Below are 14,452 nucleotides of genomic sequence, written 5' to 3' on the forward strand. Positions count from 1 at the left end.
CGGCCAGCACCCGCCCTTAGCCGAGGGCGTGGGCGAGGTCCTCGAGCAGGTCGTCGACGGTCTCGATGCCGACCGAGAGACGCACCAGGTCGTCGGGCACCTCCAGCGGCGAGCCCGCGGCGCTGGCGTGGGTCATCCGGCCCGGGTGCTCGATCAGCGACTCGATGCCGCCCAGCGACTCGGCGAGGGTGAACACCCGCGTCCGCTCGCAGACCTCCGCGGCCGCCTCGGCGCCGTCGGCGTGCCGGAACGACACGATTCCGCCGTACCTCCGCATCTGTTTGGCCGCGACCTCGTGGCCCGCGTGCTGGGGCAGTCCGGGGTAGAGCACCTGGCGGACCTTCGGGTGCGCCTGCAGGAAGGAGGAGATCCGCTCGGCGTTGTCGCAGTGGCGTTCCATGCGTACGGCCAACGTCTTCAGTCCGCGGAGCACCAGCCAGGAGTCGAACGGCCCGGCCACCGCTCCCATGGAGTTCTGGTGGAACGCCAGCCGCTCGCCGAGCTCGGCGTTGTTGGTGACCAGCGCGCCGCCCACGACGTCGGAGTGGCCGCCGCAGTACTTCGTGGTCGAGTGCACCACCACGTCGGCGCCCAGCGTGAGCGGCTGCTGGAGATACGGCGAGGCAAAGGTGTTGTCGACCACGAGCAGCGCGCCCGCCTCGTGCGCGACGTCGGCCAGTGCCGCGATGTCGGCGACCGACAGCAGCGGGTTGGTGGGCGTCTCCACCCACAGCACGGACGTGGGCCGGGCCCGTACGGCAGCCCGGACCGCGGTCACGTCGGACACGTGCGCGGGCGTGTGCTCGACCCCCCACGGCTGGGCGACCTTGGCGAAGAGCCGGTAGGTGCCGCCGTAGGCGTCGTTCGGGATGACCACGTGGTCCCCGGGCCGGCACACGGTCCGCAGCAGGGTGTCCTCGGCGGCCATGCCGCTGGCGAACGCGAACCCGCGAACCCCCTGCTCCAGGGCGGTCAGGCACTCCTCCAGCGCGGCGCGGGTGGGGTTCTGCGTACGCGAGTACTCGTAGCCCTGCCGGGGACGCCCCACGCCGTCCTGCGCGTAGGTGCTGGTGGCGAAGATCGGGGTGATCACCGCGCCGGTCGCCGGGTCGGCCTCCTGACCTGCGTGGATCGCCTGGGTCTCGAAGCCGCGGTGCTGCTCGTTCATGGCCTCGAGGCTATCCGGGATGGCTCCCGGCGGCGGGGACCAGGCCCGGTCGGGACGGTGAGTCGCGGCAGCAGCAGGTGCACGAGGGGGCCGATGCCGAGCGCGTACACCACCGTGCCGACGCCGACCGTGCCGCCGAGCAGCCAGCCGATCGCGAGCACGACCACCTCGATGCAGGTACGGACAACCCGGACCGATCCCCCGGTACGCCCCACGAGCCCGGTCATCAGACCGTCCCGCGGTCCCGGTCCGAGGCGGGCACCGATGTAGGCGGCGGTGGCGACGGCGTTCAGGACGACCCCGCCGGCCATGAACGCGATCCGGGCGACCATCGGGTCCGGGGCCGGAAGCACCGCCAGGGTGAGATCGACCGCCACCCCGACGAGGAGCGCGTTGCTCACCGTGCCCAGCCCGGGCCACTGGCGCAGCGGGATCCAGGCCAGCAGGACGACCAGACTGACCAGGATCACGATCGTCCCGAAGGACAGCGGCACGCGTACGGCCAGGCCCTGGTGGAAGACGTCCCACGGGTCCAGGCCGAGGTCACCGCGGATCATCAGCGCCATCGAGACGCCGTACAACGCGAGCCCGGCGTACAACTGGGGCAGTCGCCGACCCAGCCGGCCGGTACGCAGCGCCGCCAGCGGACCCGAGGCGTCCCTGGGACGTCGCGCATGATCGCCGGGCGGTTGGTCGTGATCGCCGGGCGGTTGGTCCTGGTCGATGGAGCGGTCGTGATCGTTGCGCACGGGTCCGAGCCTGCGCCACGCTCGGCCGGAAGTTCCACCGGGTTCCACCAGTGGCGAGCCGCCAGGCCGCCGGGGCCCGGGCGCGTGGTCGGGGAATTCGGCACCCGAGGGCCCGCGTTGAGCCATTCGGGGAATCCCGTCGGTGATCCGCCGGAAACCCCGGTCGAGTACGCAGGTCTCAGCGAGGAGAGGGTGGCTCATGAGCTTGTTCCACCGAAAGACCGAGATGCCCAGCCCGCAGGACACCCTGCCCGGCCGGCCCGAGCGCCCCTTCCCCGTCGCGGCGCGCCATCTCGTGCTCGGCAACCCGCTGGAGGGCGCGGTGCCCGAGGGCTATGAGGTCGCGCTGTTCGGCCTGGGCTGTTTCTGGGGCGCGGAGGAGATCTACTGGCAGACCCCGGGCGTGTGGTCGACCTCCGTCGGGTACGCGGGCGGCACCACCCCGAACCCGACGTACGAGGAGGTCTGCTCCGGCCGCACCGGGCACACCGAGGCGGTACGGGTGGTCTACGACCCGGCCATGGTGTCGTACACCGATCTGGTGAAGACGTTCTTCACGGTGCACGACCCGACCCAGGGGATGCGCCAGGGCAACGACATCGGCACGCAGTACCGCTCGGCGATCTACTACACGACGCCCGAGCAGGCCGAGGTCGCCGAGCAGTTGCGCACGGCGTACGGCAAGGCGATCGCCGACCGGGGGTACGGCGAGATCACCACCGAGATCGCGCCGGCGCCGACGTACTACCTCGCCGAGGACGGGCACCAGCAGTATCTGGCGAAGAATCCGCACGGCTACCGCTGCCACGCCAACACCGGAGTGCCGTTCCCCGCATAGAGCGCCGGGGACCGAGGAGCGACGTCCCATCGCCGGCGCATACCGTGGCCATCCGGAGTACGACGACGACGCGTGGACGTCAGACAACTCTGGGAACCCGATGGCGTGCCACCTCCGCCGCTGCCGCATGATCGTGTCGATTTCGCCTCTCGCCGATCGTCGAGGGGGTGCAGGCGGGCACCCGGTCCGCCACGGCGGGAGGAGCAGACATGGCCGAGTACCTCATCTTCTTCAACCAGCAGTGGGTCGGCGACCACCCCGAGGAGTGGTACCGCGGGCGTGGGGCCCTCTCCATGGCGGTCGTGAACGAGATGAAGGCCGCCGGCGTGTACGTGTTCGGTGGTGGGCTGGAGGAGGAACCCGAGAAGGCGTTCAGCGCCGACGCGACCAGCGGCACTCTGATGATCACCGACGGGCCGTACGTCGAGACCAAGGAGTTCCTGGGCGGGTTCACCGTGGTGGACGTGGCCGACGACGAGGCCGCGAAGCTGTGGGCCGGCAAGGTCGCGGAAGCCTGCGGCTGGCCCCAGGAGGTTCGTCGGTTCAAGCCACGACGGCCGGTCTTCTGAGGACCCCGTCGGCGCGGCGATGCCCGGAGGAGCATGTCTGAGCTGTGCCCTAGGTTCGGCGCATGCCTGTCGAACCGGTTCACAGGGTCGCGGACGACCCGGCGGAGATCCTGCGGGCGCTCCCGGAGAAGTGGCACGCGCAGTTCCTGAGCGAGTACCACGCCGCTCTCGACGCGGCGCATGATCTCACTCGGTTCGCGCGGCTTCAGGAGATGTTGCGGACCTGGGGACTGCATGCAGGTGCGGTCTCCAGGCCTGCCTTCGAGGTGGCAGAGCGGGCCGTACGCGAGGACCGGCGCGGCGAGTTCGTTCCGATGGACGATGCGTCTCCGAGATGGCCCGACTGCAGGTGACTGCCGGGAAATCCCCACTGTCTTGGCCGACGCGAGTTCTCCGATACGTAGCCACGCACGACTGTGGCGCTCCCTGCTCGGGCGCTGGTCGCAGCTGTAAGTTGAGCGCATGACTGCCAGTCCCCCGGAACCCGTTGGATCGCCGGACCCTGGGGAAGATCCGGCCGCTATCTTCGAACTGCTTCCGGCGTCACATCGCGCCCAGTTCCGTGCCGAGTACGACCAAGCCCTCGATGCGGCACACGACCTTGCCCGGTTCACGCAGGTGAGGACTCTCCTGCGGCAGTGGCGCCTGCGGGCGATGGCCTACGCCCGGCCCGGATATCGGGAGGCCATACAGGACGGTGTCGAAGGTCGGGAAGACGCCTTTGTCCGCTACATCCCACCCGACTGGGCGGGCCGGCTTGTGACCTACAAGTTCGACGGCTTCCACGCGGGCTCTCTACGAGCTGAACGGGCGGCTGCCAATCGGCGTGCGAAACGGCGCCCTCCTGGAACGCCTGATGGAACTGCTGGAGAACCCACGGGATGCCGTGCGAGAGAGCCCAGGCCAGTCAGTTGCCTCGACGAAGTTGACCCAACGGCGAGCTGGCGAGAGTCCTCTCCCCGGACGGGTGTGGCAGGCGACCGATCCGGCCCGGGCGCGGCAGGTCAACGACTTCGGCGCCGGATGTCCCAGCCGTACGGGCTGAGGCGGGTCACGATCTCATCCGGTCCACGCCTGGCGCGGGCTGGACGATGGCACCGATCAGGCGCCGCCGGCCGAGAACCGGCCTGCTAGCGGCGGGCGGCCGCTGCGGGAACGGGTGCCTCCGCGGGCTTGCCCGTCTCGGAGTCCTTGCCGGCCTGACCAGCCGCCTCCGCTGCGTGCGCCTCGGCCTCGGGGCAACCAGGGTTCGCCGCCTTCGCGGTCACCTCGAACTCCCCGGGGAAGAGCACGGTGTAACGGACGTCACTGTCCGCGCCGAGGTCGATCAGATAGGACCGGTCGGGCTTGTCGTGGGTGTCGAAGACGACTCCCTCGGTCCCGGTTTCGATGACCTGGAAACCGCTGCGGATCTCGACCGTGGTGCGTATTCGGTCTCCGTGTGCAACCTTCATGCCGTGGTCTCCTCAGGCGCGGGCCGCGGATCCCTGTTCCCTGCGCGACGGGTCGGCGTGACCGGCACCAGGCCGGTTCCGGCGACCCATCCGCCGCCGCACTGCTTCTCGTCGTGGATGTGCCTACCGCGTCACGTGATCCCCGTCGCCGCCCGGCCGGCAGTCGGGTTCACCGCAACGGTGATCAGTATGCAGACAATACGCCGACGCCGCGCGCGAATCGCCTGATTTGCACGGCCCCTTTGTGACGCATGACAATCACCTGGTGAACGGCACGCCGGAGGACCGGTGGACATCGCGGGGACCCGCGGCGGCCCGGCGCGCCCTGGACGAGCTGGCCGCCGAGGTTCCGACCGTCGTCTTCGAGCGTCCGGACACCGGTTCGCCGGCGCAGGCCCGGCCCCGGGCACGCCAGCACGGCCCGCCCCAGGCCGCCGGTGCCGACCCGCCGGCGCCCGGGTCGCCGCCGCCCGCAGAGGGGTCGTACGACGCGCTCGCGGCAGTGATCAGGGAAAACGTGGACCGCTACCTCCGCGCCGCGGACGAGCACCGGCTGCCCAGCCGGGCCGAGCTCGCGGAGGTACGCGAGGACGCCGCCCGCCACGCCCGCGCGGACATCCCCATCGCCGACCTGCTCGCCGCGTACCACCTGAGCGCCCGGACAGGCTGGGAGGAGGTCGTCTCGGCGGACGACCCCGGTGAGCTGCGCCGGTGGAGCGACCACCTGCTGGCCTACGTGCGGTCGGTGACGGGCGCGGTGTCCAGCGGCTACGTCGAGGGGCACCAGCAGTTCAACGACGAGGAGAACACCGCCCGGCGGGCGCTCACCAGGGCGCTCCTGGCGGGCGAACCCGCCTCGGCCCACGCCGAACGCGCCGGGATCAGCCTCACCACCAACCACCTGGTGCTGGTGTTCACCATCAGCGGGCCGGACGACGTGGCCCCCGAGAAGGTCGGCCACCTGATCCAGGAAGAGCTGGACGCCTACGCCGGGTCCCCTGTGCTCACCGTGCTGGACGGGCGGCGTGGCGTCGCGCTCGTCCCCGCACCTGGCGACGCCCTGCCGTCGCTGGAGCTGGGCCTCGTGTCCCTGGCCGAGCGCCTGGGCGCGGCGCTCACCACCCCGGTCCTGGTCGGCGCCGAACGCGCGGTCGAGCTGGCAGCGATCCCGGACGCGGTGGACCAGGCCGACGAGATCGCCCACCTCGCGTACGGCCTGGGCCGCCCGCCCGGCGCGTACGTCCTCTCCGACGTGCTGTTGGAGTACCAGCTCACCCGGCCGGGGCGGGGACGGGACCGGCTGGCCCGGATTCTCGACTGCCTGGACGGGCACCCGCACCTGGTGGAGACGCTGCTCGCCTACCAGCGCAGCGGCCACAACCGCCGGCAGGCGGCCGCCGAGCTGCACGTGCACCCGAACACCCTCGACTACCGCCTGAACAGGGTGGCGAAGCTGACCAGGCTCGACCCGGGCCGGCCGGCCGACGCCCAGCTGCTGGCGGCCGCGGTGATCGCGCGCACTCCGCTGTCCGACGACTGAGCGGTCAGCCGGGTCAGCGCCCGGCCGGCCGAGGTCAGCGCCGGCCGGCCAGGGTCAGCGGCCGCGCGGCGCGTACATGATCACCGCCACGCCCACCAGGCAGATCGCGGCGCCGAGCAGGTCCCACCGGTCCGGGCGGAAGCGGTCGACGACGACGCCCCAGGCCAGTGAGCCGGCCACGAAGATTCCGCCGTACGCGGCCAGGATCCGGCCGAAGTTGGGGTCCGGCTGGAGGGTGGCGACGAAGCCGTACGCCCCCAGCGCGACGATGCCGGCGCCGATCCAGAGCACGCCCCGGTGTTCGCGAACGCCCTGCCAGATCAGCCAGGCGCCGCCGATCTCGGCGAGCGCCGCGACCACGAACAGGACCAGGGACCGTGCCACCGTCACCCACCGGACGCTACGGCACCGCGGTGGTGCCGCTCACCGGCCGTCCGGGTCGACCGCGAGGCGATATCCCCGTTTGGTGACCGTTCCGACGATGTGGGAATCCCCCAGCCGGGCCCGCAGCCGCGCGATCGCCATCTCCACCGCGTGCCCGTCCGCGCTGCGCGGCAGGGTGCGGAGCAGGTCGGCCCGGGACACCACGCGGCCCGGATGCTCGACGAGTGCCCGGAGCACGGCCATCGGGGCCGGGGCGAGCATCCGCATCTCCCCGTCCACGACGACAGCATGGCCGCGGATCTCCAGCCGGTGACCGGCCACCGCGACGTGGCGGGTGCGGTGCGCGGGCAGCCGGTCGGTCAGGGTGCGTACCAGTCCGCCGAGCCTGGCCCGGGCCGGTTGCAGCGTGGGCACGCCGCGCCGGGCGAGCGGACCGGCGGCCACCGGGCCCACACAGGCGGCGAGCACCCCGCTCCGGAACGCCTCGAGTACGGCCCCCTCCTCAGCACCCGAGACCTCCAACAGAGCGGCCGCCGCGGGCGCGCTGGTGAACGTGACCGCGTCGACGTAGCGGAGCTTCACCAGCTCCACCAGCCGGACGAGCGGAGCCACGTCCTCGGGCAGCACCCAGCGGTAGACGGGCACCTCGACCACCGAGGCGCCCGCGGACCGCAGCGCCGCGACGAAATCCGGCAGCGGCTCGCCGTGCAACTGGACCGCGATCCGCAGACCGCGTACGCCGCCGGCCAGCAGGTGGTCGAGCACCTCCTGCGAACACTCCGACTCAGGCGCCCAGGTCTCGGTCAGCCCGGCCGCGCGGATCGCACCACGCGCCTTCGGCCCCCTCGCGAGCAACCGGGCACCGGCCAGCGCGGCCAGCAGCCCGTCGGCCAGGCCGGCGCTCTCCGCGGCTTCCAGCCAGCCCCGGAAACCGATCCCGGTCGTGGCCACCGCGACGTCGATGCCCTGCGCCAGGCACAGCCGCGTCGCCGCCTGCAGCGCCCGGTCGTCGGCCAGCGGGACGATCCGGATGGCCGGGGCCTCGACGACCCGCGCTCCCCGGCGTTCGAGCAACGCCACGAGCTCCTCCCGGCGGCGGGCCGCGGTCACCCCGACGGTGAAGCCGGTGAGCGGCCGCAGCTCCGTGGAGACCTCCGCGGCCCGCGGCGGTTCGGCGCTCGCCCCCGCCGCCGGCGGCGGCAACCCCGCGGCCGGGGCCTCGCCCTGCCGGATCGGTGTCATCGCCGGTCCCCGAGGGCGACCGACACCACGCCGCCGTCACAGTTGACGGCGTACGTCGGCACGGCAACCCCCGGGGTGCCGAGGCACTGCCCGGTCCGCAGATCGAACGCCTGCTTGAACATCGGCGAGATGAGCACCGGAACCTCCCCGGCGCTGCCGACGATGCCGCGGGACAGGACGTACGCACCGGAGAACGGGTCGCGGTTGCCCACGGCGTGTACCTGCCCGTCGTGGGTGCGGACGACGGCGACCTGTTCCCCGCCGACCAGTGCCGCGACCGGGCGTTCGGGCACCAGGTCGGACTCGGCGCACACCGCGACCCAGGTGTGGTTCCACGTCGTTCCCGCGGGTTCGCTCAGCACTGCTGTCATCTGTCAACCTCTCCTTGCGTGCGCGTCGCCAGGGTGGGGCCGGCGACGAGGACGGGCGCGTCGGCGGGTACCGCCTGGCCGCGTTGGGTGACGAACTCGATCGACGGATCCGGCGTTCCGGGCGCGTTGACGAACGACACGAAGCGGCCGAGCTTCTCCGGGTCGTTCAGGGTCGCCGCCCACTCGTCGCTGTAGCTGCCGACGTGGCGTTCCATGGCCGCGTCGAGATCGGCGCAGATACCGAGCGCGTCGTCGACGATCACCGACCGGAGGTGGTCCAGGCCGCCGTCCATGCCCTCGATCCAGGCGGCGGTGCGCTGGAGCCGGTCGGCCGTGCGTACGTAGAACATCAGGAACCGGTCGATGGTGCGGACGAGAGTCTCGGTGTCCAGGTCGGTGGCGAACAGGTCCGCGTGCCTGGGGCGGAAGCCGCCGTTGCCGCCCAAGAAGAGGTTCCAGCCGTTCTCCGTCGCGATCACGCCGACGTCCTTGCCTCGCGCCTCGGCACACTCGCGTGCGCAGCCCGACACCGCCGCCTTGATCTTGTGCGGGGAGCGCAGACCGCGGTAGCGCAACTCCAGGTTGACGGCGAGACTCACCGAGTCCTGTACGCCGAAGCGGCACCAGGTCGTGCCCACACAGGACTTCACCGTCCGGACCGCCTTGCCGTACGCATGCCCGGACTCCATCCCCGCGTCGACCAGCCGGCGCCAGATCAGCGGCAGCTGCTCCACCCGGGCGCCGAGCAGGTCGATGCGCTGCGCACCGGTGATCTTCGTGTAGAGGTTGAAGTCCCGGGCGACCTCGGCGATCACCAGCAGCTTGTCCGGCGTGATCTCACCACCCGGGATGCGTGGGACGACGGAGTAGGTGCCGTTGCGCTGAAGGTTGGCGAGGAAGCGGTCGTTGGTGTCCTGCAGCGCGGCCTGCTCACCGTCCAGGATGTGCCCGTTGCCCAGGCTCGACAGGATGGAGGCGATCGCGGGCTTGCAGACGTCGCATCCCCGCCCGGTGCCGAACTCCGCCACGATCCGGGAGAAGGTGCGCAGCTCGCGCACCCGCACCAGGTCGAAGAGCTCCTGCCGGGAGTGCGAGAAGTGCTCGCACATCGCCTTCGACTGCTCCACGCCCGCCTGGGTGAGCAGCGTCTTCAGCAGGGGTACGCACGACCCGCAACCGGTGCCCGCCCGGGTGCACGCCTTCAGCCCGGCGACGTCGCTGTGCCCGTCCCCCACCGCGGTGAGGATGTCGTCCTTGGTGACCGCGTGACAGGAGCACACCTGCGCACCGCCGGGCAGGTCGCCGGACACCTCCCCGGAGCCGAGGAAGTCCGCCAGCTTCCCGGGCAAGGGGCCGTTGACACTGGCCCTCAGCACGGCGTAGGCCGAGGCATCGCCGACCAGGATCCCGCCGAGCAAAGTCTGCGCGTCGTCGGTGAGCGCGAGCTTGGCGTAGATGCCGTGCGCGGGGTCGGAGTAGACCACGTCCAGTTCGCCGGCCGGTGTGCCGAAACTCGCCACGTCCACGCCGAGCAGCTTGAGCTTGGTCGAGGTGTCGGCGGCCGCGAACGTATCGTCGCCGCCCAGCAGTCGACCGGCCACCACCTCGGCCATGGCGTAGCCGGGTGCCACCAGGCCGTGCACCCGCCCGTCCACGTTCGCGCACTCCCCGATCGCGTACACGTCCGGATCGGACGTACGACAGGTCCGGTCGACGACGACGCCACCGCGCGGGCCGACTTCCAGGCCGCACGAACGGGCGAGGTCGTCACGGGGACGGACGCCGGCCGCGAAGACCACGGTGTCCACGTCGATGCCCGGTTCGGTGACAGTGGGCTCGTCGGTGCTGTCGACATCATCCGCGCCGAACACCATCCGCCGCACGCAGCCGTCCGGCCCGGCCTCCAGCCGCTCGGTCCTCGTCGCGGCGTGCACGGTGAGTCCGAGCGCCTCGACGTGCCGGCGCAGCATCGCGCCGCCGGCCTCGTCGAGCTGCATCGGCATCAGCCGCGGCGCGAACTCCACCACGTGGGTGCGAAGTCCCAGCAGGCGAAGTGCATTCGCTGCCTCCAGGCCGAGAAGGCCGCCGCCCACCACCGCGCCCGCGTGGCGTCCGGCGCAGTGGGCCGCGAGCGCTTCCAGGTCCTCCAGCGTGCGGTACACGAAACAGCCCGGCAGGTCGCTGCCGGCCACGGGGGGCACGAACGGGTACGACCCGGTGGCCAGGACCAGCGCGTCGTAGGCGTACTCGCCCCGCGCGGTGGTGACCACCCGGCGGTCCCGGTCGACCGACAACGCGGGCTCACCCAGACGTAGGGTCACCTCCGCGGCGTCGTCGTAGAACCCCTCGGGCACCAGGGAGAGTTCCTCCGCCGAGGTGCCGGTGAAGTACGCCGACAGGCCCACCCGGTCGTACGCGGGCCGGCTCTCCTCCGCGAGCACCGTCACCTCCCACCGGCCCTCGGTGTCCCGGGCGCGCAACGCCTCCACGAACCGCTGCCCCACCATGCCGTTGCCGACGACGACGAGCTTCATGCGACCACCTCCTCCGGCGCGGGGACGTGCGCCGGGCCCGCGGACAGCGCGGCGACGAACCCCTCGATGGTGTCGCGGCAGCCACCGCAACCTGTACTTGCGCGGGTGGCCCGCGCGACCTGCTCGGTAGTACGCGCACCGGCCAGCCACGCGCTCGCGATGCCGCCGGCGGTGACGCCGTTGCACCGGCACAGCGTGTCGCCGGCGGCGGGCCCGCCCGCCGATCCGCTCGCGGCCGGACCGGCGCCGGGGCGGGCGAACAGCAGCGACCGCGCGTCCGCCGGCACCGGCGCGTCCCGGTCGAACAGCTGGGTGACCGTGCCGACGCTCGGGTTGTCGCCGAGCAGGATCGCGCCGACCAGCCGGCGTTCGCGGATGAGCACCTTCTGGTAGACGTGCCGTGCCGGGTCGGCGAAGGTCACCACCTCGGTGGCCTCGTCGCGCACGTGTGGATCGCCCATGGTGGCGAGGTCGACGCCGGGCGCCTTGAGCCGGGTGACCAGCCTCGACCCGGCGTACGTCCCGCCGTGCCCGGCGACCACCCTGGCCGCGACCCTGGCCTGCTCCCACGCGGGCGCGACCAGGCCGTACACCCGGCCGCGGTGCTCGGCGCAGTCGCCGAGGGCGAGGATCGCGGGGTCGGAGGTACGCATCCGGTCGTCCACCACGATCCCGAGGCCGGTGCGCAAGCCGGCATTGACAGCGAGCCCGGTGTCGGGCCGTACGCCGCACGCGACCACCAGCAGGTCGGCCGGGATCCGGGTGCCGTCCTCCAGTACGACGCCACACACGTGCCCGTCCTCATCGGTGACGACGGCCGCCGTCGCCGCCTCGACCAGCACCTCGACCCCCAACTCGGCAAGCGTTCCGGTGAGGATGCGACTGGCGTCAAGGTCGAGTTGGCGTTCCATCAGGTGACCGCGGGCGTGCACGACGCGGGCCCGAAGTCCCCGCCGGGCAAGGCCGCGCGCTGCCTCCAGGCCGAGCAGACCGCCGCCGAGCACCACGACGTCGCGAGCCCCGCGCGCCGCGGCCAGGATCCGCCGGCAGTCGGCGAGGGTCCGGAACACGGCTGCGCCCTCCACGAGCGAACCGTCGTCGTGGCACAGCCCCTTCACCGTGGGGACGACCGGCCGGCTTCCGGTGGCGAGCACCAGCACGTCGTACCGCGTCCGGCTCCCGTCGTCGGCGTACACCACGCGCCGACCCGGGTCGATCGCGGTGACCGAGACCCCGGTGCGCAGGTCCAGCGCACCGGACGGTTCGGGCAACGCGAGGTCGTCCGGCGCGAGCCGGCCGGACAGCAGCTCCGGCAGCAGGATCCGGTTGTACGCCCGGCCGGGCTCGGCACCGAACACGACCAGCGGACGGTGCGGGTCGAGTGCGCGCAGGTCGGCCGCGAACCTCGTACCGGCCATCCCGTTGCCCGCCACCACGACGCTCATCGGCTCGCCTCCAGCCGGACCGCGCAGACCTTGAACTCCGGCATCCGCGACGTCGGGTCCAGCGCCGGGTTGGTGAGGACGTTGGCCCGGCCCGCACCCGGCCAGTGGAACGGCATGAACACCGTGTCCACCCGGATCGTCTCGGTCAGCCGGGCGGGTGCCACGGCGACGCCGCGCCGGCTCACCACCCGTACGTCGTCGCCCTCGGCAAGGCCGTGGCGTTCGGCCAGCACCGGATGCACCTCCACGAACGGCCCGGGCGCCGCCTTCGCAAGTGCCGGGACCCTCCTCGTCTGGGCGCCGCTCTGGTACTGCGCCAGCACCCGGCCGGTGGTGAGGTAGACCGGGTACGCCTCGTCCACGTCCTCCACCGCTGGCCGGTGGTCGACCCGCACGAACCTCGCCCGGCCGTCCGGTGTGGCGAAGCGCTCCAGGAACATCCGCGGTGTCCCGGGGTGGGCGGGCCCCGGGCACGGCCAGAAGACCCCGCCCTCGGCGTCGATGCGCTCGTAGCTGATCCCCGCGTAGTCGGCGGGACCACCCGCACTGGCCCGGCCGAGTTCGGCGAAGACCCGGCCCGGGTCGGTCTCCACGGCAGGTCCACGGCCGAGAGCGTCCGCGAGCCCGGCCAGGATCTCCAGGTCGGTGCGCACCTGCGCCGGCGGCGGACGCAGCCGGCGGCGCCGGATCACCCGCCCCTCCAGGTTGGTCATGGTGCCGTCCTCCTCGGCCCACTGGGCGCTGGGCAGCACCACGTCGGCGAGGTCGGCGGTCTCCGAGCGCACCAGGTCGGCAACCACGAGCAGGTCCAGCCCGGCCAGGCGTTCCTCGACCCGGGTGGCCGCGGGTGCCGACACGACCGGGTTGGTGCCGAACACCAGCAGGACCTTCGGCCCACTCGGCCGGCCGAGGGAGTCCAAAAGTTCGTACGCGCTCGGCCCGGGACCGGGTAGGTCGTCCGGGGCGACACCCCACACACCCGCCACGTGCGCGCGGGCCGCCGGGTCGTCGATGCGGCGGTAGCCGGGCAACTGGTCGGCCTTCTGCCCGTGCTCGCGGCCGCCCTGCCCGTTGCCCTGCCCGGTGAGGCAGCCGTACCCCGAACCCTGCTTGCCCGGAAGCCCCAGTGCCAAGGCCAGGTTGACGAACGCGCTCACCGTGTCCGTTCCCTTGGCGTGCTGCTCCGCGCCGCGTCCGGTGAGCACCATCGCCTTGTCAGCGGTGGCCAGCAGCCGGACCGCCTCCCGTTGCTGGGCCGCAGGCACCCCGGTGACCCGCTCGACGCGTTCGGGCCAGTAGGTCATCGCGATCGGCCGGACGTCGGCCAGACCGGTGGTGCGGGCCGCGACGTACTCGCTGTCGGCGTACCCCTCCACCAGCACGATGTGCAGCAATCCCAGCGCGAGCGCCAGGTCGGTGCCCGGCGTGGGCTGCAGGTGCAGCCGGGCACGCTCGGCCGTCGGCGTACGCCGCGGGTCGACGACGATCAGCCCGCCGGTGTCCGGCCGCGATGCGGTGAGCACGCGCAGGAACGGCGGCATGGTCTCCGCCGCGTTGCCACCGACGAGGAGGACCACGTCGGCCGCGGCGATGTCGCCCAGCGGGAACGGCAGACCGCGGTCGAGCCCGAAGGCCCGGTTGGCGGCCGCGGCCGCCGACGACATGCAGAACCTGCCGTTGTAGTCGATGTTCGGCGTGCGCAGGACCGTCCGGGCGAACTTCCCCAGCATGTAGGCCTTCTCGTTCGTCAGGCCCCCGCCGCCGAGCACCGCCACGGCACCGGGCCCGTGTTCGGCCTGCACCCGCGCGATCGCCGCGCCGACGGTGCCGAACGCCCTCTCCCACGACGCGGGCGCGAGCGGCTCATCCCGCGAGGCCCGCATCAGCGGCGTGCGCAGCCGGTCGGTGGTGGAGAGGAGTTCGGCCGCCGTCCAGCCCTTCTGGCACAGGGCGGCGGCGTTGTCCCCGTGTGCGCGGGGAGCCACCACCACGTTCTCCGAGCCCTGTTCCCCCGCGGCCCGCACCGCGCTCAGCCCCATCCCGCACTGCAGTGCGCAGTACGGACAGTGCGTCGCCACCGGAGCGGAATCGGACATGTCGTCGAGCCTGCGGTCCCACCGTTTCACGCCTGGGTCCCCTCTGTTTCGAGTCTGTCAAC

14 protein-coding genes are annotated in these 14,452 nt (G+C 72.4%); 5 read left to right on the forward strand and 9 right to left on the reverse strand.

Features of this window, described 5'->3' with window-relative positions; all coding sequences use genetic code 11:
• Positions 1-16 precede the first annotated feature (16 nt).
• Positions 17-1,168, reverse strand: a complete 1,152-nt coding sequence (locus tag ABZV93_RS19800) for a cystathionine gamma-synthase (protein WP_354938017.1) — start codon at positions 1,166-1,168, stop codon at positions 17-19.
• The gene (locus tag ABZV93_RS19805; protein WP_354938020.1) at positions 1,165-1,917 is read right to left on the reverse strand and encodes a hypothetical protein; all 753 of its coding nucleotides are present in this window, start codon (positions 1,915-1,917) and stop codon (positions 1,165-1,167) included. The genes ABZV93_RS19800 and ABZV93_RS19805 overlap by 4 nt, the downstream gene beginning before the upstream one ends.
• A 199-nt stretch (positions 1,918-2,116) precedes the next feature.
• On the opposite strand from ABZV93_RS19805, the gene msrA reads away from it, so the two are divergent.
• From msrA to ABZV93_RS19825, 4 genes are all read left to right on the forward strand, one after another.
• Positions 2,117-2,755: a peptide-methionine (S)-S-oxide reductase MsrA gene (gene msrA / locus ABZV93_RS19810; RefSeq protein WP_354938023.1), complete on the forward strand. Its 639-nt coding sequence runs from the start codon at positions 2,117-2,119 to the stop codon at positions 2,753-2,755.
• A 209-nt stretch (positions 2,756-2,964) separates the two neighbouring features.
• A complete protein-coding gene (locus tag ABZV93_RS19815) occupies positions 2,965-3,324 on the forward strand; it encodes a YciI family protein (protein WP_354938026.1) in 360 nt (119 codons plus the stop codon).
• A gap of 62 nt (positions 3,325-3,386) precedes the next feature.
• Positions 3,387-3,677: a DUF6247 family protein gene (locus ABZV93_RS19820; RefSeq protein WP_354938029.1), complete on the forward strand. Its 291-nt coding sequence runs from the start codon at positions 3,387-3,389 to the stop codon at positions 3,675-3,677.
• A 109-nt stretch (positions 3,678-3,786) separates the two neighbouring features.
• A complete protein-coding gene (locus tag ABZV93_RS19825) occupies positions 3,787-4,458 on the forward strand; it encodes a DUF6247 family protein (RefSeq protein WP_354938032.1) in 672 nt (223 codons plus the stop codon).
• On the opposite strand, the gene ABZV93_RS19830 is transcribed toward ABZV93_RS19825, so the two are convergent.
• A complete protein-coding gene (locus tag ABZV93_RS19830) occupies positions 4,455-4,778 on the reverse strand; it encodes a hypothetical protein (RefSeq protein ID WP_354938035.1) in 324 nt (107 codons plus the stop codon). The two genes, ABZV93_RS19825 and ABZV93_RS19830, sit on opposite strands and share 4 nt — an antisense overlap.
• Before the next feature lie 265 nt (positions 4,779-5,043).
• Here ABZV93_RS19830 and ABZV93_RS19835 point away from each other — a divergent pair, with 265 nt between their 5' ends.
• Positions 5,044-6,318 carry a helix-turn-helix domain-containing protein gene (locus ABZV93_RS19835; protein WP_354938038.1) on the forward strand — a complete coding sequence of 425 codons (1,275 nt, stop codon included), beginning with the start codon at positions 5,044-5,046 and terminating at the stop codon, positions 6,316-6,318.
• Between the two features lie 54 nt (positions 6,319-6,372).
• Here ABZV93_RS19835 and ABZV93_RS19840 read toward each other — a convergent pair whose 3' ends face one another.
• From ABZV93_RS19840 to ABZV93_RS19865, 6 genes are read right to left on the reverse strand one after another with little or no spacing between them, the layout of a single operon-like run.
• Positions 6,373-6,708 carry a YnfA family protein gene (locus tag ABZV93_RS19840; protein WP_354938041.1) on the reverse strand — a complete coding sequence of 112 codons (336 nt, stop codon included), beginning with the start codon at positions 6,706-6,708 and terminating at the stop codon, positions 6,373-6,375.
• 33 nt (positions 6,709-6,741) lie between these two features.
• Positions 6,742-7,944: a uroporphyrinogen-III synthase gene (locus ABZV93_RS19845; protein ID WP_354938044.1), complete on the reverse strand. Its 1,203-nt coding sequence runs from the start codon at positions 7,942-7,944 to the stop codon at positions 6,742-6,744.
• Positions 7,941-8,315 carry a nitrite reductase small subunit NirD gene (nirD, locus tag ABZV93_RS19850; RefSeq protein WP_354938047.1) on the reverse strand — a complete coding sequence of 125 codons (375 nt, stop codon included), beginning with the start codon at positions 8,313-8,315 and terminating at the stop codon, positions 7,941-7,943. Before nirD ends, ABZV93_RS19845 begins: the two co-directional genes overlap by 4 nt.
• Complete coding sequence (gene nirB, locus ABZV93_RS19855; protein WP_354938050.1) at positions 8,312-10,849, reverse strand: nitrite reductase large subunit NirB; 2,538 nt, start codon at positions 10,847-10,849, stop codon at positions 8,312-8,314. Before nirB ends, nirD begins: the two co-directional genes overlap by 4 nt.
• Entirely contained in the window at positions 10,846-12,294 is a 1,449-nt protein-coding gene (locus tag ABZV93_RS19860; protein ID WP_354938053.1) for an FAD-dependent oxidoreductase, read from the reverse strand. The genes nirB and ABZV93_RS19860 overlap by 4 nt, the downstream gene beginning before the upstream one ends.
• A complete protein-coding gene (locus ABZV93_RS19865; RefSeq protein ID WP_354938056.1) occupies positions 12,291-14,390 on the reverse strand; it encodes a molybdopterin-dependent oxidoreductase in 2,100 nt (699 codons plus the stop codon). The genes ABZV93_RS19860 and ABZV93_RS19865 overlap by 4 nt, the downstream gene beginning before the upstream one ends.
• Between the last annotated feature and the right edge of the window lie 62 nt (positions 14,391-14,452).

The sequence above is a fragment of the Actinopolymorpha sp. NPDC004070 genome (assembly GCF_040610475.1).
In the GTDB taxonomy this organism is placed as follows: domain Bacteria; phylum Actinomycetota; class Actinomycetes; order Propionibacteriales; family Actinopolymorphaceae; genus Actinopolymorpha.